Genomic DNA, 25159 nt, shown 5'->3' on the forward strand with positions numbered 1-25159 from the left:
AAGAGAGTTGTCCGCGAACGGTCGCGGCCTGCCCCTTCGGCGCCGGGCGTGGGAGGCCCGGCTCGGGGGGAGGTCGCTGGAATGTCGGGTCAACTTCTAGCGGTGGAGTGGTGTGCGGCCCCGGAATCTCACCCGTTCGGCGGCGTGCTGCGGACGCGCCGTTGACGGGTCCGCAGCACGCCGGAGGGATCGGTCCGCTGTCAGGTCGGCCGATCGTCCTCCCGGCGGATCAGCCGATGACCGTCCCGGTGACCTCGCCGAACCCGACCCGCAGGCCCCCCGGCCCGGGGGCGGTCGCGGTGACGGACACCTCGTCGCCGTCCTCCAGGAAGGTCCGGCCGGTGCCGTCGGGGAGCTTGAGCGGCTGCTCGCCGTTCCAGGTCAGCTCGATCAGCGCGCCCCGGGTGTCCGGCTCGGGGCCGGAGACCGTGCCGGAGGCGTACAGGTCGCCGGTGCGCAGGCTGGCCCCGTTGGCGGTCAGGTGGGCGAGCTGCTGGGCGGCGGTCCAGTACATGGTGGCGAACGGGGGCCGGGAGACGGGGTGCCCGTTCAGCGAGACCTCCAGCGCCAGGTCCAGGCCCCAGGGCTCGGCCCCGCGGTCGTCCAGGTAGGGCAGCGGCGCCACGTCGCGGGCCGGCGGCTGCACCCGGGCGTGCTCCAGCGCGTCCAGCGGCACCACCCAGGGGGAGAGCGAGGTGGCGAAGGACTTGCCGAGGAACGGGCCGAGCGGGACGTACTCCCAGGCCTGGATGTCGCGCGCCGACCAGTCGTTGAGCAGGCAGACGCCGAAGACGTGCTCGGCGAAGTCCGCCAGCGCCACCGGGTGGCCCATCGAGCTGGGCGTGCCGACCACGAACGCGACCTCGGCCTCGATGTCCAGGCGGCGGGACGGGCCGAAGCTCGGCGCGGCGTCGGCGGGGGCCTTGCGCTGGCCGTGCGGGCGGACCACCGGGGTGCCGGAGACCACCACGGTGCCGGCCCGGCCGTGGTAGCCGATCGGCAGGTGCTTCCAGTTCGGGGTGAGCGGCTCCTGGCCGGGCCGGAAGAGCTTGCCCAGGTTGGTGGCGTGGTGCTCGGAGGCGTAGAAGTCGACGTAGTCGGCGACCTCGAACGGCAGGTGCAGCTCGACCTCCGCCAGCGGCAGCAGGCAGGGCTCGACGGCCGCCCGGTGGGCCGGGTCGGTCAGCCAGGAGGTGAGCGCGGCGCGCACCGCCCGCCAGGTCGGACGGCCGGACGCCATCAGCGGGTTGAGGTTCTCCGCCTCCAGCAGCGCCGAGGACGGGCCGACCGCCCGGGCGGCCGCCCCGGCGTCCAGCACCAGCTCCCCGATCCGCACGCCGATCCGCCGCCGGCCGGGCCGGTCGGCGGCGGTGAACACGCCGTAGGGGAGGTTGTGGACGCCGAACGGGGAGTCGGCGGGCAGGTCGAGCCAGGCGGCGGTGGTCAAGGGGTCTCCAGGAGGCCGAGTCGGGCGAGGTCTTCCAGCGGCTCGGCGATGCTACAGGTGCCGAACGAGGTGAACGAGGCGCGGATGCCGGACACCTGACGCCCCGTCAGTGACTCGACGGCGGTGGCCAGTCGGGCCCCGTCCCGTTCGGCGAGCAGGGCGACGGCCTGCTCCCGGCTCGAACTCCCGGCCGCCAGGAGCAGGTTGAGGAAGCCGTGGTGCTCGTGGCCGGTGCCCGCGTCGGTGTACCGCACCGCGTGGTGCAGCCCCGCCGTGCACTTGTACGGCAGCGCGCGCTCCGCGCAGCCCCGCAGGAAGCCGGCCAGCTCGGCCACCGACGGGAAGGCCGCGTGCGCCAGGCCGCCGGTGCGGTACTTGGCGCGGTAGCGGGTGCCGGCCAGGGCGTCCAGGCCGTCCTCGATCCGCGCCGAGCGGGGCAGTTCGACGGCCGCCCCGACGCCGTCGGGCAGCAGCGCGTCCAACTCGGCCACCGCGGCCCGGACGTCCGGGCCCGCCGCGTACTCGACGGCGGTGACCGGCAGGCCGTCGGCGGCCTTCAGCGCCTCCGCCAGCCGGCCCGGTCCGACCACCAGGCCGACGGCGAACTCCGGCTCCAGCGAGCGCAGTTCGGCCAGCCGGTCGACCGGCGCGAGCAGCGGGCCGACCGCGTCGGCGTACCGGGCGGCGCGGTGCGCCCGGTGCGCCGGGACGGCCTCGGCCAGCGGCAGGTCGCCGGGCGGGAAGACCGCCGCGTCGTCGAACAGCCCGCGGTACAGCTCGGGTACGTTCATCGCCTCGCCCAGGTCCACGCGTAGTCCGGGTCCTCGCTGGCGGTGGCGGCCTCGCCGAGCTCCAGCGGGCGGAAGGTGTCCACCATCACCGCCAGCTCGTCGAAGAACTCCACGCCGATCGAGCGCTCGTACGCGCCCGGCTGCGGGCCGTGGGTGTGGCCGCCGGGGTGCAGCGAGATCGACCCCTGTCCGATGCCGGAGCCCTTGCGGGCCTCGTAGTCGCCGCCGCAGTAGAACATCACCTCGTCGCTGTCCACGTTCGCGTGGTAGTACGGCACCGGGATCGACAGCGGGTGGTAGTCCACCTTGCGCGGCACGAAGTTGCAGATCACGAAGTTGGTGCCCTCGAAGACCTGGTGGGCCGGCGGCGGCTGGTGCACCCGCCCGGTGATCGGCTCGTAGTCCGCGACGTTGAACGCGTACGGGTACAGGCAGCCGTCCCAGCCCACCACGTCGAACGGGTGGTGCGGCACCGTGTAGCGCGTCCCGACCACGCCGCCCGGCCCGCGGTGCTTGACCAGCACGTCCACCTCGCCGCCCTCGACCAGCAGCGGGCCCGCGGGGCCGCGCAGGTCCCGTTCGCAGAACGGCGCGTGCTCCAGCAGCTGGCCGAACTTCGACAGGTAGCGGCGGGCCGGGGCGATGTGGCTGTTGGCCTCGATGCAGTACGCGCGCAGCGGCCCGTCCCCGGTCGGCACCCAGCGGTGGGTGGTGGCCCGGGGGATCAGCACGTAGTCGCCCGGCCCCACCTCCAGCGCGCCGAACACCGTCTCCAGCACGGCCGTCCCGGACTCCAGGTACACGCACTCGTCGCCCAGCCCGTTGCGGTACAGCTCGCTGGGGGCGCCCGCCGCGACGTAGGAGATCCGCACGTCCGCGTTGCCGAGGACGAGCCGGCGGCCGGTGACGGCGTCCGCCGACTTCCACTCCTCGCCCGGGAACAGCTCGTGCAGTTTCAGGTGGCGGGGGAGCAGCGGGAGGTTGGCGGTGGTCGACTGGTCCGGCAGCTCCCACACCGAGGCGGCCGTCACCGCCGAGGGGATGGACCGGTGGTACAGCAGCGAGGAGTCCGAGGAGAAGCCCTCCTCGCCCATCAGCTCCTCGTAGTACAGGCCCCCCTCGGGGGTGCGGTGCTGGGTGTGCCGCTTGGGCGGCACCGAGCCCAGCTGCCGGTAGTACGCCATCGTCCCGCTTCTCCCTGTCGCCTGGGTGTCTGCCCGTCAGAGGTTGCCGCGCCGGTCCTGCTCGCGCTCGATGGCCTCGAAGAGCGCCTTGAAGTTGCCCTTGCCGAAGCCCAGCGAACCGTGCCGCTCGATGAACTCGTAGAAGACGGTCGGCCGGTCGCCGATCGGCTTGGTGAAGATCTGCAGCAGGTAGCCGTCCTCGTCGCGGTCCACCAGGATGCCGCGCGACTGCAGCTCCTCGATCGGGACGCGGACGTGGCCGATCCGCTCGCGCAGCTCCGGGTCCTGGTAGTACGAGTCCGGGGTGGTCAGGAACTCCACGCCGCGCGCGCGCAGCACGTCCACCGTGGTCAGGATGTCGTTGGTGGCCAGCGCCATGTGCTGGCAGCCGGGGCCGGTGTAGAACTCCAGGTACTCGTCGATCTGCGACTTCTTCTTCGCGACGGCCGGCTCGTTCAGCGGGAACTTCACCCGGTGGTTGCCGCTCGCCACCACCTTCGACATCAGCGCCGAGTACTCGGTGGCGATGTCGTCGCCGACGAACTCCGCCATGTTCACGAAGCCCATCACCCGGTTGTAGAACGACACCCACTCGTCCATCCGGCCCAGCTCGACGTTGCCCACCGCGTGGTCCAGCGCCTGGAACAGCCGCTTCGGCGCGCCCTCGGGCCGGACCACCGTCGACGCGCGCGCCACGTAGCCCGGCAGGTACGGGCCGGTGTAGCGGGAGCGGTCGACCAGGGTGTGCCGGGTCTCGCCGTACGCGGCGATCGCGCCCCGGCGCACCGTGCCGTGCTCGTCCGAGACGTCGTTCGGCTCCTCCAGGACGGTGGCGCCCTGGGCGCGGGCGTGCGCGATGCACTTGTCCACGTCCGGGACCTCCATGGCCAGGTCGACCACGCCGTCGCCGTGCCGGCGGTGGTGGTCCAGCAGCGGGCTGTCCGGCGTCACCCCGCCCTCGATCACGAAGCGGCAGGAGCCCGAGCGCAGCACGAAGGACTTGCGGTCGCGGCGGCCGGTCTCCGGGCCCGAGTAGGCGACCAGCTCCATGCCGAACACGGCCTGGTAGAACTGCGCCGTCTGGGTCGCGTTGCCCACCACGAAGACGACCGCGTCCTGGGCGGTCACCGGGAACGGGTCGGTCGAGGCGTCGTACTCCACCAGGCCCACCAGGGTGCGCAACTGCTCGGCCGTCAGACCGGCCTGGAGCTCCTCGGGGGTCAGTTCAACAGCGGCGTCGGCGGTCATGGGGCATTCCTCCACGTCGAGGTCGGTTGCGCAGAGCTTGCTCCTGCTCGGTGAGGTGGGCAACAGGTCCGAATCCGGCTGCTCAATGTGTACAAGGTGAGCAGCCGGTCGGGGTGCGGGCTGTACGGATTGCTCAGTCACCGGCCGGTTCGCCTCCCCGGTCGCCCTCCCGCCCGCCGTCCCGCCCGCGCTCCGGTCCGGCGGGCAGCCGACGGACGAACCAGCCGGCCGCCAGCTCGGCGACCGCGTCCAGCGCGCCCGGCTCCTCGAACAGGTGCCCGGCGCCCGGGACGACCTGGAGGGCGCCCTCGCCGCCCAGTTCGGAACGGGCCTGCCGGTTCCACTCCACCACCTCCTGGTCCGCCCCGCCCACGATCAGCAGGGTCGGCACCGTCACCAGCGGCAGCCGCGCCGCCGCCAGGTCCGGCCGGCCGCCGCGCGCCACGATCGCGTACGGCCCGCCGTCCGGCCCGCCGCCGTCCGGCCCGGCCGCCGCCCACAGGGCCGCCGCCGCGCCGGTGCTCGCCCCGAACCAGCCGTACGGCAGGCCCGCCAGCGCCGGGTGCCGCAGCGCCTCCCGGGTCGCCCCGGTCAGCCGCCCGCCCAGCAGGCCCGGGTCGAACACCTTCCAGCGCTCGTCCGCCTCGCCGGGCGCCAGCAGGTCGAACAGCACGGTCGCCAGCCGCTCCCGGTGCAGCCGGGCGGCGACCGCGCGGTTGCGCGGGCTGTCCCGGCCCGAGCCGCTGCCGTGCGCGAACAGCACGACGCCGCGCGGGCGTTCGGGCACCGCGAGGACGGCCGGGCCGGTGCCGAGCCGCAGCGCGTACGCGACGGGCGCGGACGCGTGGGCCGGGGCGAGCGCGGCCAGCACCTCGGCGTCGGTGGTCTGCCGGAAGTCCCGGTAGTACTCGCCCACGGCCCGGAAGCCCGCCGGGGTGTGCACGGCCAGGTAGCCGTCGGCCGCGTCGCCGAGCCGCCGCGCCCAGTCCGGCGGGGCGACCGGCACCGCCAGCACCACCCGCGCGGCGCCGCGCGCCCGGACGATCCGGCAGGCCGCCAGCGCGGACGAGCCGGTCGCCACCCCGTCGTCCACCACCAGCACCGTCCGCCCCGCCAGCGGCACCGGCGCCCGCCCGCCCCGGTAGAGCGCCGCGCGCCGGGCCAGCTCGGCCCGCTCCCGGGCCTCCGCCGCCGCGAACTCCCCCGGCCGGACGCCCGCCGCGTCCACCACCTCCTGGTTCACCACCCGGGCGCCGTCCTCGCCCACCGCGCCCATCGCCAGCTCCGGCTGCCCGGGCACCCCGACCTTGCGCACCACGCACACGTCCAGCTCAGCGCCGAGCGCGGCGGCGACCTCGGCGGCCACCGGCACGCCGCCGCGCGGCAGCGCGACCACGACGGCGTCGCGCAGGCCGGGGACGCGCTCCGGGTCGAGGGCCGCGGCGAGCCGGCGTCCGGCGTCGGTCCGATCGGTGAAGTGCATGGCGGAACCCCTTCCCCTCCCACGGTACGCGCGTAAGGAAAAAATAAGGACAAACCGGTGGGTAGCGTTATTTACCGCCCAGGGCGGGTAGCGACCAATTGGCTCGCATGTCCTGACTACGAGGAGGTGGTCCAGGTGTCGACCCATGCGCCCTCGGGCATGGAACACCATCCGGACATCCTGGCCCTGCGTGAACACGCGGAGCGCGTCACATCCACCACCGCCGGGCAGGGGACGGAAGCACTCGCCGTCTGCGCCGGCCTGTTCCTGGCGATCTCCCCCTGGGTGGTCGGCTTCTCCGGCTTCACCGGGCTGGCCGTCAGCAACCTGGTGCTCGGCATCGCCTACGCCGTCCTGATGGCCGGCTACGGCTCCGCCTTCGGCCGCACCCACGCCCGGGCCTGGGCGTGCGTGGCGATCGGCGCCTGGACGGTCGTCGCCCCCTGGGCGGTCAACGGCGGAGCGCACATCCGCCGCACCATCCTGACCAACGTGATCACCGGCGGAGTCATGACCTGCCTGGCCCTGGCCGCGGTCGGCCTGGTCGCCGCGGGCATGTCCGGCCGACGCCGGTAGGACCCGGAACCGGGGCCCGGAAGCCCCCGGCACGGCGGGGCCCCCACGGGCCCCGCCGTCACGTGCGGACAATTTTCCGTCAAGTTCTGGTCAAAAAGCGGCTCGGACCGGAAATTGGCGTCGAGGCCCGTCGCACACGTCCCACCGGTGGTTCGTGCCCGGCCGGGAGCAGTGGTGATCCCGATTTCCCCGTCGAAACCTCCGGCCGCCCGGGCGGCCGGGACCGGACGCCCCGGGCGGCGCGGCGGGAGGGACGGAAGTGCAGGCCGGGGACGCCGGGGGCGGGGTGTGACGGGTGGGGCGCAGGTTGGCCGGGACCACACTCACCACATCGTGGGAAGCCGGGAAACAGTGGTGCCTCGCGCCGGGCCGGACCACCGTCCGGACCGGACACCGCCCGGGCCACCGTTCCGGGCGGACCCACGAGCCCTCAGGAGGGGATATGCGCACCGAGATCACCGTGCAGTCCGACACCGCCGACCTCGACCTGGACCTCCGCATCGCGGACGTCGCGGAGCAGACCCAGGAGTTCGGCCGGGGCACCTACACCTCGCCGAGCAGCTACGCCATCGGCACCCGCTGCCCGGTCTGCTGCTGACCGGACGGCTGTGCGCGCGGGGCGGGTTGCGGCCCGCCCCGCGCGCTCCCGCCCGCCGGGCGGCTCGTCCCGCCCGGACGCCCTCCTTCCCGCCCGCGAAGCTCTTCCCACCCGCGAACCCGAGGGGCCCCACGAACGTGCGCGCAGAGCTGGACCTGTTCGAAGTCCGGGAACCGGTGCTGGTGCGGACGGCCGGCACCCCGCGGACCGGCGCCGAGCCCCGGATCGACCCGGCCGACCCCGCCCCGGGCGCCCGCCGCCTGGCCGCCGACCCGCTGCTGCGGCAGGCCGTCGAGGTCGCCAGCGGCAGTCTCGCGCTCAGCCTCCGGCGGCTCGCCGAACCCGGCGGCGCCGCCGCCCTGGGCCGCAAGCGCACCGTCAGCGCCGCCCGCACCCTGACCCGCTACGCCCGCCGCGCGGGCGGCCGGCCCACCCCGTTCGGCCTGTTCGCCGGCGTCGGCCGGGCCCGGTTCGGCGCCGCCGCCAAGATCCCGCCGCCCGGCCCCGGCCGGGTCCGGGTCCGCCTCGACGGCGGCTGGCTGCACCGCCGGGTGCTGGACTGGCTCGCCGTGCCCGAGGTCCGCCGCCGGGTCGACGTGGTCCTCGACGACCTGTGCGTGCTGCGCGACGGCCGCCTGCTGCGGCACACCGGCGAACGCGAGGTCTCGGTGCGCGACAACGCCCTGGTCGCCCGGGTCCGGGAGGCCGCCGCCCGCCCCGTCGGGTACGCCGACCTGCTGGCCGACCTGGCCGGCCGCTTCCCCGCCGTGGCCCCCGGACGGATCGACGGCCTGCTCGCCGGACTCGTCCAGCACGGCTTCCTGCTCACCTCGCTCACCCCGCACCGGATCGACGACGCCCTGCTGGACCGGATCGACGCCGCCCTCGACGGCGCCCTCCCCGCGGCCGCGGAAGGACTGCGCGCCGTCCGGGCCGCCGCGACCGCCCACGAACGCGACCGCCCCGGCGCGGGCCTGGCCTCCTGGCGGCACCTGCTGGACCGCGTCCGCGCCCTCGACCCCGACGGCCGCGCGGGCGAACGCCCGCCCGTCCAGGTCGACCTGCGCACCGGCGCCGACCTGGTGCTGCCCGAGGAGGTCGGCGCCGAGGCGCGCCGCTACGCCGCCGCGATCTGGGCGATCACCCCCGAGTGGACCACCCTGCACCACCTGCGCGACTACCGGGACCGCTTCGTCGAGCACTACGGCACCGCGAGCGCCGTCCCGCTCGCCGACCTCGCCGACCCGCACCGCGGCCTCGGCCTGCCGCCCGAGTACGGCGGCGCCGCGCCCGCGCACTCCCGCTCCGGGCCCGGCCAGGACGCCGACCGGCCGCGCCGCAACGCCGTCGCCGAACTCGTCCAGCAGGCCGTGCTGGCGGGCGGGGACCTGGTGCTCGACGACGCCGACATCGACCGCCTCGCCGACGCCGCCGGCCACGCCCCCGGCGGCAGCCGCCCGCCGCGCACCCTGGAACTCTGCTTCCAGCTCCTCGCCGACTCCGCCGCCGCCCTCGACCGCGGCGAGTTCCTGCTGCTCGGCAGCCCGCACACCGGCTCCTGGACGGCCGGGGCCACCGCCGGCCGGTTCGCCGACCTGGCCGGCCTCACCGACGGCCTGGCCGCCCTCGCCGCCGGGCCCGCCGACGGGCGGGCGCTGCCCGTCCAGGTCGAACTCGCCCCGCGCGACCCGCGTTCGCTCAACCTCGTCCAGGTGCCGCCGCTGCTGCCGCACCGCCTGCCGATCGGCGTCGCCGCCGACCGCGGCGACCCGCACTGCCTGGACTGGCGCACCCTGCTGGTCGCCGCCGGCGAGGACGGCCTGCGCCTGCTGCACCCGGACACCGGCCGCCCGGTCGTCCCGGTCCTCCCGCACATGCTCGCCCTGGACGCGCAGGCCCCGCCCGTCGCCCGCTTCCTGGCCGACCTGGCCGCCGCCCGCCCCCGGGTCTGGTCCGGCTGGGACTGGGCGGGCCTGGACACCCTGCCCTACCTGCCCGCCGTCCGCTACGGCAAGGTCCTCACCACCCCGCGCCGCTGGCTGCCCGGCCGCCGCCTGCGCGACGCCGCCCGCACCGCCGGACCCGCCGCCTGGACGGACGGACTGCGGGCCTGGCGCGAGCGCTACCGGGTGCCCGACCGGCTCCAACTCGCCAGCAACGACCGGACCTTCCCGATCGACCTGCGCGAGAGCTGGGACGCCGACCTGCTGCGCGCCGAACTCACCGCCCCCGAACCGAGGTTCCAGCTCTTCCAGGACCTCACCGCCGACGGCGCCGGACTCGGCTGGAACCACGGCCACAGCACCGAGATCGTCGTCCCGCTGTTCCGCGCCGCCCGCCCGGCCCCCGCCGACGCCGCCGCCCGGCCGCCGCTCGCCAGGTCCGCGGTCCGCACCGCCCCCACCCGGGTCCACCTCCCCGGCGAGGACTGGCTGTTCGCCAAGCTGTACGCCGAACCCGGCACCCACGACACCCTGCTCGCCGAGCACCTGCCCGCGCTGCTCGCCGAGGTCGAGGACGACGTCGACCGCTGGTTCTTCCTCCGCTACCGCGACCCCGAACCCCACCTGCGGCTGCGCCTGCACGGCGACCCCGCCGCGCTGGCCGGCCGCGTCCTGCCCGCCCTCACCCGGCACGTGCGCCGACTCGTCGGGAACGGCGCGCTGCGCACCATGGCGCTCGACGCGTACCGGCCCGAGACCGACCGCTACCTCGGCCCGGACGCCCAGGAGAGCGCCGAACGGCTCTTCCAGACCGACAGCCGCTCCGCGCTGCTCCAACTGCGGGCCCGCCGCGCCGGAGCCGCCGCCGTCCCCGACGAGGTGCTCGCCGCCGTCGGCCACGCCGTGCTGCTGGACTCGCTCGGCGACTGGGACTGGTGCGCCTGGGCGGTCCACCTGTTCGAGAAGGGCGACCACCACCGCGCCTACCAGCGCCACCGCGCCCTGGCCGACCGGCTGATCCGGCCCGGCGACGCCGCCCGGCACGCCGCCGAGCACCTCGGCGTCCCCGACCTCGCCCCGCTCTGGACCGACTCCCCGGCCCCGCGCGACTTCGGCCGACTGCTGCTCGCCGCACCCGAGGCCGACCGCGACGAGGCGGTCATGTCGCTGCTGCACATGCGGCACAACCGCCTGTTCGGCATCGACCCGGCCGCCGAGGCCCGCGGCTACGCCGTCCTGCGCGGCGCCGCCCGGACGCTGACCGGCCGGGCGGCGCACGGCGGGCGGCGGGAGTGACGACCCGTCGGACCGCCCGTCCCCGACCCGCCACCGACGACCGGAGCCCCCGATGACCGCCGCTGTACCGATGACCGCCGCCGTGCCCGCGGAACGCGCCCGGTCGCGCGAGGCCGCCGGGCGGCTGTCCGACCTGATCCTGGACCGGCTCGCCGACCCCGCCGCGACCGCGGCCGCCACCCGGATACCCGCCGAAGCCGCGGACGGTGGGGCGGCGGGCGGCGGCGCGGGCGAGAACGTCTGGGCCGAACTGACGCTCGGCAGCGGCAGCCCCGGGCTCTCCCTGGCGTTCAGCGGCGGCGCCCGGCCCGGCACCGAGCGGACGGCCCGGGCGCACGGCTACCTGGCGGTGGCGACCCGGGCCGCCGCCGACGGCGACACCGTGCCCAGCGGGATCTTCAAGGGCCCCGGCGCGCTCGCGTTCGCCGTGCTGGCCGCCCACCGCGCCACCGGCGGCTACACCACCGCGCTGCACCGGCTCGACGCCTACCAGCGGCAACTGGTGCGCACCGCGCTGCCCGCCGTCCCGCCCGGCCCGCTGGCCACCATCGGGCACTACGAGGTGGTGCGCGGCATGACCGGCGTCGGCCGCTACCTGCTGGCCCGCGCCGAGACCTGCGGCCCGGAGCTGGAGCAGGTCCTCGGCTACCTGATCGCGCTGGCCCGCGGCACCACCCGCCACCGCGGCGCCCGCGTCCCGCGCTGGTGGGCGCTGGACGCGCCCCGGGCCGGCTCCGAGCACCTGCTGCCGGACGGCCACCTCAACCTCGGCCTCTCGCACGGCGTCGCGGGCCCGCTGATGCTGCTCGCGCTGGCCTGGCGCGACGGCGTCCGGCTGCCCGGCCACCGGGAGGCGCTGGAGGAGACCGCCGACCTGCTGGTGCGCTGGGCGGTGCGCGACGGGCACGGCACCTACTGGCCCGGCTACCTCGGCCTCGACGCGTACCTGGCCGGCCCCGACGCGTACCGCGAGCCCGCCGGCTGGCCGTCCTGGTGCTACGGCGCGCCCGGCGTCTCGCGCGCCCTGCAGACCGCCGGGGCCGTCCTGGACCGGCCGGACTGGACGGCCACCGCCCGCGACTCGGTCGAGCGGCTGCTGCGCCTGCCGCTCGACGACTGGGGCGTCACCGACCACGCGCTGTGCCACGGCTGGGCCGGTGCGCTGCACCAACTCGGCCGCCTGAACGAGCACTTCGCCGACGAGCGGATCGAGCGGCGGCGCGACGAGACCGCCACCCGGCTGCTGGACGCCTTCGACCCGGACGCCCCGTTCGGCCTGCGCTTCACCATGACCCGCCGGCCCTTCGCCAGCGACGTCTCCGGCTACCTGGACGGGGCGGCCGGTGTCGCGCTCGCCCTCGACTCGTACGCGGTCGGCGGCACCCCGCGCGACTGGGACATGCCGCTGCTGCTGTCCTGACCGGCGGGAGGCCGACCGGCCGCCCGCCGGTCGGCCGCCCGTCCGTCCGTCAGTCGGCGTCCCGCGGGCGGGTCATCCGCAGCACGTCGAGCGCCGCGTCGAGCTGCGCCTCGGTGAGCAGGCCGCGCTCCACGTAGCCCCGGTCGAGGACCACCTCGCGGATGGTCCGGCGCTCGGCCAGCGACTGCTTGGCGACCTTCGCGGCCTCCTCGTAGCCGAGGTACCGGTTGAGCGGGGTGACCACGGACGGGGAGGACTCGGCGTACTCGCGGGCCCGGTCGACGTTCGCGGTGAGGCCGTCCACCGCCCGGTCCGCCAGCAGGCGGGCCGAGGTGGCGAGCAGGCGGATCGACTCCAGCACGTTCCGGGCGATCACCGGGAGCATCACGTTGAGCTCGAAGTTCCCGCTCGCACCGGCCACCGTGACGGTGGTGTCGTTGCCGATCACCTGGGCGGCGACCATCAGCACCACCTCGGGCAGGACCGGGTTGACCTTGCCCGGCATGATCGAGGAGCCGGGCTGGAGGTCGGGCAGGTTGATCTCGGCCAGGCCGGTGCGCGGGCCGGAGCCCATCCAGCGCAGGTCGTTGGCGATCTTGGTGAAGCCCGCGGCGATCGTGCGGAGCTGGCCGCTGAGCTCGACCAGGCCGTCCCGGGCGCCCTGGGCCTCGAAGTGGTTGCGGGCCTCGGTCAGCGGCAGGCCGGTGGCGCGGGCCACCTCGGCGATGACGGCGGCCGAGAAGCCCGGCGGGGTGTTGATGCCGGTGCCCACCGCCGTGCCGCCGAGCGGGAGTTCGGCGACCCGGGGGAGCGTCGCGCGCAGCCGTTCGACGCCGTACCTGACCTGGGCCGCGTAGCCGCCGAACTCCTGGCCGAGCGTCACCGGCGTGGCGTCCATCAGGTGGGTGCGGCCGGACTTCACCGTCTCGGCGTGCTCCGCGGACTTGGCCTCCAGCGCCCGCGCCAGGTGCTCCAGGGCCGGGACCAGCTCGTGCAGGACGGCGCCCGTCGCGGCGATGTGGATCGAGGACGGGAAGACGTCGTTCGAGGACTGCGAGGCGTTGACCTGGTCGTTGGGGTGGACCGGGCGGCCCAGGCGCTCGGCGGCCAGGGTGGCGATCACCTCGTTGGCGTTCATGTTGGAGGAGGTGCCGGAGCCGGTCTGGAACACGTCCACCGGGAACTCGTCGTCCCAGCGCCCCTCGGCGACCTCCTCGGCCGCGGACCCGATCGCCGCCGCGGTCTCCGCGTCGAGCACGCCGAGCCCGGCGTTGACGGTGGCCGCCGCCGCCTTGATCCGGGCCAGCGCCGCGATGTGGGCGCGCTCCAGGCGCTGCCCGGAGACCGGGAAGTTCTCCACCGCGCGCTGGGTCTGCGCCTGCCACTTGGCCGCCGCCGGGACGCGGACCTCGCCCATCGAGTCGTGCTCGGTCCGCCACTGCTGCTGTTCGTGCTGTCCGTCCGCCATGGTCGGTACACCTCCTGGACCGGTCAGCCTTCCACGGGCGCCCGGCATTCCCGGCGCGCCGCCGCCGCGTGTCGGCGGACCGGGCCCGCCGTGGCGCCCTTGACCGCGCGGCGTACCGACCGGTAGGGACAGCGGTGACGCACCCGCGCCTACCCCGAACACGCCCGAACACCCCCGCGCACCCCCCGTACCCTCCGAGGAGCCCGCCCATGGCCACCGCCGCACCCGCCGGCCGCCCCGACCCGCTCGACCTGCTCGGCGTCGACGAACTGCTCACCGAGGACGAGCGGCTGATCCGCGACACCGTCCGCGCGTTCACCGACCGGCACGTCCGCCCGCACCTCGCCGACTGGTACGAGCGGGGCACCTTCCCGGTGCGCGAACTCGCCCCGGAACTCGGCAAGCTGGGCGTCCTCGGGATGCACCTGGAGGGCTACGGCTGCACCGGGTCGACCGCCACCGAGTACGGGGTGGCCTGCATGGAGCTGGAGGCCGCCGACTCGGGGCTGCGCAGCTTCGTCTCGGTGCAGGGCTCGCTCGCCATGCGCTCGATCCACGCCTTCGGCTCGGAGGAGCAGAAGCGGCACTGGCTGCCGGAGTTGGCCGCCGGACGGGCCGTCGGCTGCTTCGGGCTGACCGAGCCGGAGGCCGGCTCCGACCCGGCCTCGATGCGCACCCGGGCCCGGCGCGACGGCACCGACTGGGTCCTGGACGGCGCCAAGCTGTGGATCACCAACGGCTCGGTCTCCGACGTCGCGGTGGTCTGGGCCGGCACCGAGGACGGCGTGCGCGGCTTCCTCGTCCCGCGCGGCGCCCCCGGCTTCACCGCCCGCGACATCCCCGGCAAGCTCTCCCTGCGCGCCTCCGTCACCAGCGAACTCGCCTTCGACGGCGTCCGGTTGCCCGCCGACGCGGTGCTCCCGACGGCCCGCGGCCTGCGCGCCCCGCTCTCCTCGCTCGGCGAGGCCCGCTACGGCATCCTGTGGGGCACCGTCGGCGCCGCCCGGGACTGCTACCGGGCCGCGGTCGACTACGCCCGCGACCGGGTCCAGTTCGGCCGCCCGATCGGCGGCTTCCAGCTGACCCAGCAGAAACTCGTCGACATGGCACTGGAGTTGGAGAAGGCGTACCTGGTCGCGGTCCGGATCGGCCGGCTCAAGGACGAGGGCCGGGCGCAGGCCGCGCACATCTCCTTCGGCAAGCTCAACAACGTCCGCACCGCGCTGGAGATCGCCCGCACCGCCCGCACGATCCTCGGCGCCAACGGCATCACCACCGCCTACCCGGTGCTCCGGCACGCCAACAACCTGGAGTCGGTGCTCACCTACGAGGGCACCTCGGAGGTGCACACCCTGGTCCTCGGCGAGGCGATCACCGGCGAATCCGCCTACCGCTGACCGGAGTCCGCCGGCCGGCGCACCGGACCGGCGGCGGGGCCGTCCGCACGCACCGCCGGTCCTCCCGCCGGGTGGTCGCGGGTCCGCCGGAAGTCGGGGGCCCGGCCCCCGGTCTCCGACTTCCGGCGGACCCCGCTCGGTACCTGGTGCGCATGGATCGGGCCCCCGCCCGCACCCACCATGGAGGGGAAGGACCGGAACGGCGGGAAAAGGGGCGAGGGGCGATGGGCGGCGGACGGACGGCGGCGACGGTGGTGCTCGGCGGAGCGGCGGCGATGCTGCTGGTGATGGTGGCGCCCGCCGCGATCCAGCGGGCGCAGGACCGGATGGACCAGACCGTCCGCTACCCCAGCGGGGCCGCCGCCAAGGCCGACCGCACCGAGGTGCCGCGCTGGCTGCCCGACTCCGCCACCGGCATCGCCTTCCTGGCCCCCGGCGAGCAGGGCGAGCGGCTGATCCGCGCCACCCTCCCGGGCCGCGCGCTGCCCGCCGACTGCACCCCGGCGAGCCCGGCGCCCGACCCGCACCTGCGCGCCCACTGGTTCCCGACCGACACCCCGCGCCGGGCCACCGCGCACTGCGGGCAGTACGACGTCGCCCTGGTCGGCGACCAGCTCTACGGCTGGCGCGGCGCCCCGGCCACCGCCGGGGGCCGCACCGCCGGGCCGACCGGGTAGCCGCCGACCGGGTAGCCGCCGAGCGGGCGGCGGCCGAGCGGGTACCGGGTGGCGGCCGAGCAGGTGGCGGCCGAGCGGGTGCCGGGCGGCGGCCCGGCGGGTCCGGTTTCCGCCCGGGCGGGTGGATGGGATAGGACGGTGCGCACACCCGCCATCCGTGAGGAGCCCCATGCCAGGCCCGACCGTCGACCCCGACGGCGACCAGACCGCATCCGACCTCCCGCTCCGGCCGGAGGAGGTGGGCGCGGAGACCCCGCGGCCCGCCCCGTTCGCCACCGCCACCGTGATCACCCTGGGCTGCCTGGTCGCGCTGGGGCCGTTCACCACCGACCTCTACCTGCCCGCGCTGCCCGACCTGACCGCCGACCTGCACTCCACCGCCCCGGCCGCCCAGCTCACCCTGACCGGCTCGCTGCTCGGCATGGTGCTCGGCCAGCTGCTGTTCGGCCCGCTCAGCGACCGCCTCGGCCGCCGCCGCCCGATCCTCACCGGCCTGGCCGCGTACACCGCCGCCAGCCTGCTGTGCGCGTTCGCCGACTCGATGCCGCTGCTGGTGGCCGGCCGGGTGGTGCAGGGCGCCGCGGGCTCCGCCGCGCTGGTGGTGGCCCGGGCGGTGGTCCGGGACCGGCTGGAGGGCACCGCGATGATCCGGTTCCTGGCCACCATGGGCCTGATCTCCGGCCTCGCCCCGATCGTCGCCCCGCTGGCGGGCGCCCAACTGCTGCACGTCACCGACTGGCGCGGCACCTTCGTCGCCCTGGCCCTGCTCGGCGCGGTGCTCACCGCGGCCTGCGCCCTCGGCGTCCGCGAGACGCTGCCGCCCGAGCGGCGGCACGGCGGCGGCCTCGGCACCACCGTCCGGGCGATCGGCGGGCTGCTGCGCGACCGGGTGTTCCTCGGCTACCTGCTGGTCAGCACCTTCGCGTTCGGCGCGCTGTTCGCGTACGTCGGCGGCTCCTCGGTGGTGCTCCAGGAGGTGTACCGGATCACCCCGCAGACCTACAGCCTGGTCTTCGCGGTGAACTCGATCGCGCTGCTGGCGGTCACCCAGTTCAACGGGCGCTTCCTGGTGCACCGGTACTCCGAGCGGACGCTGCTGGTCTGCGGCCTGTCCGCCGCCGCGCTGGCCGGGGCCGCCGTGGTGCTGTGCACCACGGTGTGGGACACCGGGCTGGCCGGGGTGTGGCCCGCGCTGACCGTGCTGATGGGCGCGATGGGCGTCATCCTGCCGAACGCCAACGGCCGGGCGCTGACCATGGCCCCGCACGCCGCCGGTTCGGCGTCCGCGCTGCTGGGCACCGGCACCTACCTGTGCGGCGCGGTGGTCGCCCCGCTCAGCAGCCTGGGCGGGCGGCCGTCGGCGACGGTGCTCGGCGCGGTGGTGCTGGGCTGCGCGGTGCTGGCGCTGGCGTCCTTCCTGCCGCTGTGCCGGGAGCGCTGAGCGGCCGGGCTCCCCGTGGTTCCGGGCCCTCCGGCGGTTCCGGACTCCCCGTGGTTCCGGGCCCCCCGGTGGTTCCGGAAGCGGCCCGGCCCGGCCGGTGGCGGGGTGCCACCGGCCGGGCCGGGTCCGGGGGTGGAGCGGGGGTCAGGCGATCGAGAAGTCGTCGCCGTAGACCGCGCCCTGGCCGTACCAGCCGTGCAGGTAGACCGTGACGGTGCCGTTGGCGCCGGTGGTGAACGGGACGGTCAGCTTGGTCCAGGAGGTGCCGTTCGCCCAGGAGGAGGCGGTGGCGCCGCCGCTGACGCCGACGTACGAGTACGGGCCCTGGACCCAGGCGGTCAGGGTGTACGCGTGGTTCGGGGCCAGGGTGACGGTCTGGTCGCACTCACCGGTGGCGCCCGCGGTCGGGACGGCCTTCAGGGCCTTGGAGCCGCCGTGCACCGGGGAGGTGACGACCGCGCCGCCGCTCTGGCAGGTCCACGGGGCGAGGTTGCCGCTCTCCAGGTCGCCGTTGGCCAGGCCGGTGGGCGGCGGGGTGGTGCCGGTGACGGTCAGCGCGTAGGTGGCGGTGTGGGTCTTGCCCGCGCCGGTGCCGGTGACGGTCAGGGTGTAGGTGCCCGGGGCCGCCGAGGCGGTGGTGGAGACGTTCAGGGTGGCGGAGCCGCCCGCGGTGACGCTGGAGGCGCTGAGCGCGGCGGTGACGCCGGCCGGGGCGCCGGAGACGGTCAGGTTGACGGTCGCGGCGGTGCCGGAGGTGACCGCGGTGCCGACCGTCGCGGAGGTGGCGGCGCCGGCGGCGACCGAGCCCGCGGCGGGCGACAGCGCGACCGAGAAGTCGGAGGCGGTGCTGCCGCCGGTGACGGTCAGGGTGTAGGTCGCCGAGTGGGTGCCGCTCGCGCCGGTGCCGGTCACGGTCAGCGGGTAGCTGCCGTTGGCGACGCCCGAGGCGGTGGAGACGTTCAGGGTGGCCGAGCCGCCCGCGGTGACGGTGGAGGCGCTGAGCGACGCGGTGACGCCGGCCGGGGCGCCGGTCACCGACAGGTTGACGCTCTGGGCCGAGCCGGAGGTGACGGCGGTGTTGACCGTCGCGGAGGTGGCGCCGCCGGCGGTGACCGAGCCGGTGGCCGGGCTCAGCGCCACCGAGAAGTCGTTGGCCGGGACGGAGGAGCTGGTGAACTTCGAGAAGATGTGGCTGAAGTCCCAGGTGCCCTGCGCGATGCCGGAGCAGCTGTCCGAGCCGGCGGTGCCCGGGCAGCCGCCGTTGTCGCGCTGCAGCGCCCAGAAGGACAGCGTGTTGATGCCCTTGGAGACGGCCCAGTTGTAGACCGTGGTGGCGTTGGCGACGGTGAAGGTCTCGGCCGGGCCGTAGTCGTCGATGCCGGCCATCTCGGTGATGCCGATCGAGTTCCACAGCTGGGCGGAGGTCTTGGTCGGGTACAGCTTCGCCAACTGGTTGTACAGGCCCTGCGCGGAGGTCTGGGTGTCCGCCGCCATGTCGTGCGAGGCGCCGTCGTAGTAGTCGAAGGTCATCATGTTGACGACGTCGATCCGCGCGTTGTTGGTGACCGCGTTCTTGAGCACCGCCAGGCCGCTGGAGGCCAGGCCGCTGGTGGTGGTCGGCAGGGTGTAACTGAACTGGATGCTGCGGCCGTTGGCGGCGGCCCAGTCCTCGACGATCTTGATCGCCTTGTTGCGGCGGTCGATGCCGGCCGTGTTGGTCAGCGAGTTGTCCTCGATGTCCAGGTCGATCCGGGAGACGTCGTAGGTGGTGATCAGGTTCTCGAACTGGGCGGCGATCTGGTTGACGTCCGTGCAGGAGTCGGCGATCTCGGTGCCGGTGTTGTCGGCGGTGTAGCCGCCGAAGGACGGGATCACGTCGCCGCCGTTGGCGCGGATGGTGGCGATGTCGGCGCCGAACACCGAGTTCGAGATCGGCATCGAGGTGTCGCCGTTCCACAGGGCGGTGCAGGAGCCCTTGGTGGCGGCCTGGAGGAACGCCATGGTCAGGTGCTTGGCACCGGACTGGGCGGCCAGGGCGGCCGGGCTCTCGCCGGTCCACGCCTCGAAGTACGGGGCGAAGACGTGCTGCGGCAGCGGGGTGGCGGCCTGCGCGGGGGCGGAGATCAGCCCCAGCGAGGCGGCCGCCATCGCGCCGGTGGCGAGCAGCGCTTGGAGTGGTCGGTGAAGGCGCATCGAGTCTCCATCAGGCATGGGAGGGGGGCCCGCGTGCCGGTGCTCGGGCACGGGGGCGTGGATCGGCCTGGTACAGGGAGTGCCGGGGTGGTGCGGGGCAAGGCTCGCCCCGGCCGGTGGTCACACCCCCACGATGCGTCCCGGTCGGGAAGTACAGCGGACTCATGTTTGGTCTGGACCACTGCATCTGTCAAGACTCTTTACAGTTCGCTGGGGCAGCCCTCCGAGAGCTTTGCCAACCCTTGGGAATCAGGGTCCTGACGTGCCGTCGGCCCCGCACCCGACTGCTCGGTGCGGGGCCGACGGGCGGCGCGGATCAGCTCAGGCCGCTGGACTTCAGCCAGTCCTTGGCGACCGCCGCCGGGTCCTCCTTGTCCACCGCGACGCGCTTCATCAGCGCGGTCAGCCCGGCCGTGTCGAGCTTTGCGGAGACCGCGTTCAGCGCGGCCGTCCCGGTGGCGTCCAGACCGCCGGTGTTCACCAGCGGGGTGACGTTCTGCGAGCTGAACACGTTCTTCGGGTCGTCCAGCGACACCAGCTTCAGCTGGACCACCTTCGGGTCGGTGGTGAACACGTTGCCGACCTGGACGGTGCCGTCCTTCAGCGCGTTGGCGGTGGTGTCGCCGGTCGGCTTCCACTCCTTGAAGGTCAGCCCGTAGGCGTCCTTGAACTGCTGCTCACGACGGGACTTGAACTCCGGCGGCCCGCCGACCACCAGGTCCTGCGCCTTGCCCGCCAGGTCGGCTATCGACTTCACGCCCAGCTTGTCGGCGGTCTCCTGGGTGACCGTCAGCGAGTCCTTGTCCTCGGCCGCCGCCGAGTCCAGGATCGCCAGCCCGGCCGGCAGCTTGGCCTTCAGCTCGGCGTTCACCTGGTCCTCGCTGGCGGCGGTCGACTTGGCGTCCAGGTAGGCCAGCAGCGCGCCGTTGTACTCCGGCAGCACCGTCAGCGCGCCCGACTGCAACTGCCCGTACAGCAGCTCGCGGCTGCCGATGTTGAACTTCTCCTCCACCTTCACGCCCTTGGCCTGCAGGGCCTGCGAGTAGATCGAGGCGAGCAGCACGTTCTCCGGGAAGTTCGCCGAGCCGACCACCACGGTCTTCCCGGAGCCGCCCGCCGGGCTGGAGGGCCCGCCGGAGGTCGCCGGGGCGGAGGACTTCGCGGCCAGCGGGTCGCCGCCGCCGGAGGAGGAGCAGGCCGCCGCGCCCGTCAGCAGGAGGGCGGCGAGGGCGATTCTGACCGGACGGGTCGTCATGGGGATTCCTTCACGAGTGCGGGGGAGCCCGCGGGGTCGTCGGTGTCTACGGGTACGGGTACGGGTTCTGCGGTGGTGCGGCCGGCGCGCGCGCCGGGCGGCGACGCGAGCCGGATGAACAGGGCGAACAGCAGTTGGACGGCCACCGCCAGCAGCACCACCAGCAGGGCGCCGCCGACCGTGGTCGGGAAGTCGCGGGTGGCCAGCCCGTCGATCACGTACCGGCCCAGGCCGCCCAGGCCGACGTACGCGGCGACCGTGGCGGTCGCGATCACCTGCACCGACGCCGTCCGCACCCCCGCCAGCAGGGTCGGCGCGGCGGCCGGCACGCACACCCGCAGCAGCGTCTGCGGGTGGGTCAGGCCGATGCCGCGGGCCGCGTCCCGGACGTCCGGGTCGGTGCCGCGCACCCCCTCGGCGGCGGCCACCAGCATCGGCGGCGCGGCCAGCGCCGTCAGCGGCAGCAGCACCGCCGTCTCGCCGACGCCCGCCAGCAGCACCGCCAGCGTCACCAGGCCCAGGGTCGGCAGGGCGCGCGCGACGCCGGCCAGCGCCGTCACCAGGAACAGGCCGCGCCCCGAGTAGCCGATCAGCAGGCCCAGCGGCAGCGCCACCAGCGCGGCCAGGCCCAGCGCCTCGGCGGAGAACACCAGGTGCTCCAGCACCCGGTGCAGGATCGAGTCCGGACCCGAGCGGTGCGCCGGGTCGGCGAAGAAGTCGTGCAGCCAGCCCAGCCAGTTCACCGCGCCACCCCCCGTGACCACGGCGCCAGCACCCGGCGGGCCGCCAGCAGCACCAGGTCGGCGGCCAGCGCCAGCAGCGCCACCAGGGCGATCCCGGCCAGGATCGGCGTCGGGAAGGTCCGCTGGAAGCCGTCCACGAACAGGTAGCCCAGCCCGCCCCGGCCGACCAGCGCTCCCACCGCCGCCAGCGAGATCGAGGACACCGCGGCGACCCGCAGCCCCCCGATCAGGTACGGCACCGAGGCCGGCAGCTCGACCGCCGCCAGCCGCCGCCACGGGCCGTAGCCCATCGCGGTGGCCGCCTGCCGCACCGGCTCCGGCACCGCGCGCAGCCCGTCCACCGCGGTCGGCAGCAGCACCGCCAGCGCGTAGCAGGTCAGCGGCACCATCACGGTCTCCCGGGTGGCCAGCCCCGTGTACGGGATCAGCACCACGAACACCGCCAGCGAGGGCAGCGCGTACACCACGTTGAACACCGCGGCCAGCGGCTGGTACAGCCGGGGGAAGCGCGCGCAGGCCAGGCCCAGCGGCAGCGCCAGCAGCAGCGCGATCAGCACCGGCACCAGCGCGATCACCGCGTGGTCGGCCGTCAGGTCGCCCAGGTAGCCGAGGTGGTCGCCGAGCCAGCGCCAGCGGATCAGCGGCTCACCGTCCAGCATGCGGCACCTGCGCAGACTCGGGGGAGCTTCCGGCCGGGGCCTGCACGGCCTCCGCGGCCGGTGCGGCCTGGCTCAGGGCCAGCGCCTCGACGACGGCGGCGCGGCTCGCGGTGCCGACCGCCCGGCCCTCGGCGTCCACCGCGACGGCCAGGCCGGACGGGGCGAGCAGGGCCGCGTCCAGCGCGGAGCGCAGCGAGTCCCGGGACGGCGCGAAGACCGGGGCCGGGTGGCGTTCGGCGCCGCGCGCCCAGTGCTCCGGGCGGCCCTCCGGGTCGAGCGCCAGGGTCCACTCGCCGTAGGAGGGCCGGAGCCCGTCCAGCGGGACGGCGCCGGCCGGGCGCAGGCCCAGCCCGCGCAGGCCGCGGTCGCGGCCCAGGAAGGCGGCCACGCCGTCGTCCGCCGGGGCGGTCAACAGGGTGTGCGGGTCCGCGAGTTGGGCGATCTCGCCGTGCTCGCGGAGCACCACCACCCGGTCGCCGAGCCGGACCGCCTCCTCGATGTCGTGCGTCACGAACAGCACCGTCTTGCCCAGTTCGGCCTGTAGGCGCAGCAGTTCCTCCTGGAGCCCGGCGCGCACCAGCGGGTCGACCGCGCTGAACGGCTCGTCCATCAGCAGCACCGGCGGATCGGCCGCCAACGCCCGTGCCACGCCCACCCGTTGCTGCTGGCCGCCGGAGAGCTGTGCCGGGTAGCGGCGGGCGGTCTCCGGCGACAGGCCGACCAGCTCCAGCAGTTCGGCCGCCCGGGCCCGGGCCCGCTTGCGGTCCCAGCCGAGCAGCCGGGGCACCGTCGCCACGTTGTCGATCACCCGGCGGTGCGGGAACAGCCCGGCCTGCTGGATCACGTACCCGATGCCGCGCCGCAACTGCGCCGCGGGCAGCCCCGCCACGTCCGTCCCGTCCAGCAGCACCCGCCCGGCGGTGGGCACCACCATCCGGTTGACCATCCGCAGGATGGTCGTCTTGCCGCAGCCGGACGGCCCGACCAGCACGGTGGTCCGACCCGCCGGCACGTCCAGGTCCAGGCCGCGGACGGCGACCGTGCCGTCGGGGTGGCGCTTGGCGGCGCCCTCGAATCTGATCACGGAAGGGTCCTCGGAGGGTCGGCCGGAACGGCTGGCTCGGCCGGAACGGCGCTGTGCCCGGCGCGCACGGCCGGCACAGGTATCGAACAATGGTCTGAATGCGTCGCCTGTCCGGCTTCCCGCGGTGGCATCACCGCAAACCTTGATCAACCGAACGGGTGGGCAGCCCGGCCGCCGCCCAGGCCACGAACCCGCCGTCCAGGTCGGTCGCCCGGTACAGCCCCAGCTCCTGGAGCGAGGCCGCGGCCAGCGAGGACGCGTACCCCTCCGAGCAGACCACGATCCAGCGCACCCCGTGGTCCACCGCCTCCGGGATGCGGTGGCTGCCGGTCGGGTCCAGCCGCCACTCCAGCACGTTCCGCTCGATCACCAGCGCCCCCGGGATCTCCCCCTCGCGGGCCCGCTGCGCCGCCGGGCGGATGTCCACCAGCCGCGCCCCGTCGGTCACCTCGGCCCAGGCCCGGGCCGGGTCCGGCCGGTCCAGGCCCGCGCGGGCCGCCGCCACCAGCTGGTCCACCGTCCGCGTCACCGGGCCGCCCGCTGCCGCCGCTCCGTCCGTCACCGCTGCTCCGTCCGTTCCGTCCGCCACTGTCGCTGCCGCTGCCGTTCCGTCCGTCACCACTGCGCCGCCTCCTCCGTGGAGGTCTTCACCAGGCCGTTGACCCGCAACTGGTAGTGCGACATCTCGTTCAGCGGCGGCGAGTACGCGTGCAGCGTCACCGCCGGACCCTGCGCGGTGTTGCGGACGTCGTGCAGGTACTGCGGCCCGAACGCCCGCTCGCTGCCCGACGGCAGCCGGCGCACGGTCAGCCCGTGCTCCGGCCCGGCCAGCGCCAGCTCCTCCAGCTCGCCCAGCGCCACCGTGAACGCCCCGCGCGAGCCGCCGTGGTCGTGGAACCCGGTGGACTGCCCCGGCAGCCAGCTGATCAGCCACACCTCGTAGTCCTCCGCCAGCTCCAGCCGCTCGTACCAGCGCTCCTCCGCGGACAGCCGCACCCGGTGCAGCCAGCGCTCGGGCCGCTCGGCCAGGTCGCGGACGATCCGGCGCAGCGCGTTCGGGGACAGCGGGGGGCGGGCGGGCGTGGCACCGCCGGCGGCGGGGGCGGTGGTGGTGGCGGTTTCGGGGGTGGCGACGAGGCCGGTGCTCATGGAATTCCTCCGGGGTGTGCCGGGGCGGCCGTCGACGGCGCCGACACCCGTGCCGGGGCACGGGCGGGGAGACGCGGACAGCGGGGGAAAGGGGGTGTCTGGCGGCGGGGGCGCGGAGCCCTGGGTCAACTCACAGGGCACGCGCGGAGGTTACGCGGTGAGCGTCAACAGGCACACATGTCGCTCGCCTGGCGTCGCAGATCGACGTGCAGGCGGCAGACCAGGAAGGTGCCGGAGTTCATGCCGCTGATGCTTCACGACCCGGCGGCAGCGCGTCAAGTTCCGCCACGCTCATGATCGCATCCCGGACGTTTCCGTCCCGCTGGCCGGACAGGCCGACGGCCCGCGCTCCGGGGAGAGCACGGGCCGTCGGGGCGGTCGGGGGCGCGCCGCGCCCTCAGTTGCCGGGGGCGGAGGCGCTGCCGGAGGCCGGAGCGCCGCTGCCGCCGGTGCTGGTGCCGGGATCGGTGCCGCCTCCGGTGCCGGTGTCCGCGTCGGGTTGGGCGGCGTCGGACTCGGCCTGGGCGGCGGCGCTGTCCGCGGCGTCCACCCTCTGCTGCATCTGCTGGACCTGCCGCGCGTCGTCGGGCCCGGCGCCCCCGGACGGCCCGCCGGAGGTCGGGCCGCAGGCCGACAGCAGGGCGGCCGAGGCCAGCGCCAGCGCCGCCAGGGCCGCTCGCCCGGCGGCGGGCCGGCGGGTCACTTCCCGGCCGCCGGGGCGTTCTTCGCGCACCAGTCGGCCACCGGGCCGAGGTCCGCCTTGCGGGTCTGGAGCGTCGGCAGCAGGCCGCGGCGGAAGGTCAGCCGGTCGTTCAGGTACTTCTCGATCTCGGCGTGCCCCGCCTTGTGGGCGTTGTCCACCCGCTGCTGGAGCCGCGCCACCGACCCCACGACGGTGGCGTCCCCGTTCAGCCGGGTCAGCGCCTTGTCGACCCGCTCCTGGGTCTTCGGCAGCCGCTTGCACACCGCCTTCGCCCCGTCCGACTTCGGCGCCCCGGCCGCCGCCTGCGCGGGCCCCGCCGCGAGCAGGCCGCCCGCCAGTGCCAGTACCCCGACAGCGGCCGCCGCCGCCCGGTCGATCCGCATGGCCGTCCCCTTCCGTTCCGG

At 75.4% G+C, this 25159-nt stretch carries 22 protein-coding genes; 7 read left to right on the plus strand and 15 right to left on the minus strand.

From position 1 onward, the window contains the following. Positions 1-229: 229 nt before the first annotated feature. The 5 genes from fahA to ACIP60_RS01320 all read right to left on the minus strand — a co-directional run bounded on the left by fahA (position 230) and on the right by ACIP60_RS01320 (position 6153). The gene (gene fahA, locus ACIP60_RS01300; protein WP_400678848.1) at positions 230-1447 is read right to left on the minus strand and encodes a fumarylacetoacetase; all 1218 of its coding nucleotides are present in this window, start codon (positions 1445-1447) and stop codon (positions 230-232) included. Further along, complete coding sequence (locus ACIP60_RS01305) at positions 1444-2256, minus strand: hypothetical protein (protein ID WP_400678850.1); 813 nt, start codon at positions 2254-2256, stop codon at positions 1444-1446. The genes fahA and ACIP60_RS01305 overlap by 4 nt, the downstream gene beginning before the upstream one ends. Beyond that, positions 2235-3422: a homogentisate 1,2-dioxygenase gene (locus ACIP60_RS01310; RefSeq protein ID WP_400678851.1), complete on the minus strand. Its 1188-nt coding sequence runs from the start codon at positions 3420-3422 to the stop codon at positions 2235-2237. Before ACIP60_RS01310 ends, ACIP60_RS01305 begins: the two co-directional genes overlap by 22 nt. A gap of 36 nt (positions 3423-3458) precedes the next feature. After that, positions 3459-4670 carry a 4-hydroxyphenylpyruvate dioxygenase gene (gene hppD, locus ACIP60_RS01315; RefSeq protein WP_400678852.1) on the minus strand — a complete coding sequence of 404 codons (1212 nt, stop codon included), beginning with the start codon at positions 4668-4670 and terminating at the stop codon, positions 3459-3461. A gap of 133 nt (positions 4671-4803) precedes the next feature. Then, positions 4804-6153 (minus strand): phosphoribosyltransferase family protein, encoded by a 1350-nt coding sequence (locus tag ACIP60_RS01320; protein WP_400678853.1) that lies wholly within the window; start codon positions 6151-6153, stop codon positions 4804-4806. Positions 6154-6288: 135 nt separating this feature from the next. Between ACIP60_RS01320 and ACIP60_RS01325 the strand changes: the two genes are divergently transcribed. From ACIP60_RS01325 to ACIP60_RS01340, 4 genes are all read left to right on the plus strand, one after another. Then, positions 6289-6729 (plus strand): SPW repeat protein, encoded by a 441-nt coding sequence (locus ACIP60_RS01325; protein WP_400678854.1) that lies wholly within the window; start codon positions 6289-6291, stop codon positions 6727-6729. Between the two features lie 442 nt (positions 6730-7171). Further along, the gene (gene lanA, locus ACIP60_RS01330) at positions 7172-7327 is read left to right on the plus strand and encodes an SCO0268 family class II lanthipeptide (RefSeq protein WP_100839673.1); all 156 of its coding nucleotides are present in this window, start codon (positions 7172-7174) and stop codon (positions 7325-7327) included. Between the two features lie 137 nt (positions 7328-7464). After that, positions 7465-10566: a lantibiotic dehydratase gene (locus tag ACIP60_RS01335; protein WP_400678855.1), complete on the plus strand. Its 3102-nt coding sequence runs from the start codon at positions 7465-7467 to the stop codon at positions 10564-10566. A gap of 52 nt (positions 10567-10618) precedes the next feature. After that, positions 10619-11986 (plus strand): lanthionine synthetase C family protein, encoded by a 1368-nt coding sequence (locus ACIP60_RS01340; protein ID WP_400678856.1) that lies wholly within the window; start codon positions 10619-10621, stop codon positions 11984-11986. A gap of 49 nt (positions 11987-12035) precedes the next feature. Here the strand turns inward: ACIP60_RS01340 and ACIP60_RS01345 are convergent, their stop codons facing one another. Continuing rightward, positions 12036-13454, minus strand: a complete 1419-nt coding sequence (locus tag ACIP60_RS01345) for a class II fumarate hydratase (RefSeq protein ID WP_400678857.1) — start codon at positions 13452-13454, stop codon at positions 12036-12038. Positions 13455-13663: 209 nt separating this feature from the next. Here ACIP60_RS01345 and ACIP60_RS01350 point away from each other — a divergent pair, with 209 nt between their 5' ends. The 3 genes from ACIP60_RS01350 to ACIP60_RS01360 all read left to right on the plus strand — a co-directional run bounded on the left by ACIP60_RS01350 (position 13664) and on the right by ACIP60_RS01360 (position 16969). Further along, positions 13664-14851: an acyl-CoA dehydrogenase family protein gene (locus ACIP60_RS01350; RefSeq protein WP_400678858.1), complete on the plus strand. Its 1188-nt coding sequence runs from the start codon at positions 13664-13666 to the stop codon at positions 14849-14851. Positions 14852-15075: 224 nt separating this feature from the next. Beyond that, positions 15076-15528, plus strand: a complete 453-nt coding sequence (locus ACIP60_RS01355) for a hypothetical protein (RefSeq protein ID WP_400678860.1) — start codon at positions 15076-15078, stop codon at positions 15526-15528. A 169-nt stretch (positions 15529-15697) separates the two neighbouring features. Beyond that, entirely contained in the window at positions 15698-16969 is a 1272-nt protein-coding gene (locus ACIP60_RS01360) for a multidrug effflux MFS transporter (RefSeq protein ID WP_400678861.1), read from the plus strand. A 144-nt stretch (positions 16970-17113) separates the two neighbouring features. Here ACIP60_RS01360 and ACIP60_RS01365 read toward each other — a convergent pair whose 3' ends face one another. From ACIP60_RS01365 to ACIP60_RS01405, 9 genes are all read right to left on the minus strand, one after another. Beyond that, positions 17114-19162: a glycosyl hydrolase family 18 protein gene (locus tag ACIP60_RS01365; protein ID WP_400678863.1), complete on the minus strand. Its 2049-nt coding sequence runs from the start codon at positions 19160-19162 to the stop codon at positions 17114-17116. 316 nt (positions 19163-19478) lie between these two features. Next, complete coding sequence (locus tag ACIP60_RS01370; RefSeq protein WP_400678864.1) at positions 19479-20417, minus strand: ABC transporter substrate-binding protein; 939 nt, start codon at positions 20415-20417, stop codon at positions 19479-19481. After that, a complete protein-coding gene (locus tag ACIP60_RS01375) occupies positions 20414-21160 on the minus strand; it encodes an ABC transporter permease (RefSeq protein WP_400678865.1) in 747 nt (248 codons plus the stop codon). Before ACIP60_RS01375 ends, ACIP60_RS01370 begins: the two co-directional genes overlap by 4 nt. Continuing rightward, positions 21157-21819: an ABC transporter permease gene (locus ACIP60_RS01380; RefSeq protein ID WP_400678866.1), complete on the minus strand. Its 663-nt coding sequence runs from the start codon at positions 21817-21819 to the stop codon at positions 21157-21159. The genes ACIP60_RS01375 and ACIP60_RS01380 overlap by 4 nt, the downstream gene beginning before the upstream one ends. Then, entirely contained in the window at positions 21806-22903 is a 1098-nt protein-coding gene (locus ACIP60_RS01385) for an ABC transporter ATP-binding protein (protein ID WP_400678867.1), read from the minus strand. The genes ACIP60_RS01380 and ACIP60_RS01385 overlap by 14 nt, the downstream gene beginning before the upstream one ends. Before the next feature lie 130 nt (positions 22904-23033). Beyond that, complete coding sequence (locus ACIP60_RS01390) at positions 23034-23465, minus strand: rhodanese-like domain-containing protein (RefSeq protein ID WP_233533573.1); 432 nt, start codon at positions 23463-23465, stop codon at positions 23034-23036. A gap of 53 nt (positions 23466-23518) precedes the next feature. Next, positions 23519-24052, minus strand: a complete 534-nt coding sequence (locus ACIP60_RS01395; RefSeq protein ID WP_400678868.1) for a cysteine dioxygenase — start codon at positions 24050-24052, stop codon at positions 23519-23521. A gap of 397 nt (positions 24053-24449) precedes the next feature. After that, positions 24450-24755: a hypothetical protein gene (locus ACIP60_RS01400; RefSeq protein WP_400678869.1), complete on the minus strand. Its 306-nt coding sequence runs from the start codon at positions 24753-24755 to the stop codon at positions 24450-24452. Beyond that, the gene (locus ACIP60_RS01405) at positions 24752-25138 is read right to left on the minus strand and encodes a hypothetical protein (RefSeq protein WP_400678871.1); all 387 of its coding nucleotides are present in this window, start codon (positions 25136-25138) and stop codon (positions 24752-24754) included. Before ACIP60_RS01405 ends, ACIP60_RS01400 begins: the two co-directional genes overlap by 4 nt. Positions 25139-25159: the final 21 nt, after the last annotated feature.

Source organism: Kitasatospora sp. NPDC088783, assembly GCF_044750705.1.
Lineage (GTDB): Bacteria > Actinomycetota > Actinomycetes > Streptomycetales > Streptomycetaceae > Kitasatospora > Kitasatospora fiedleri.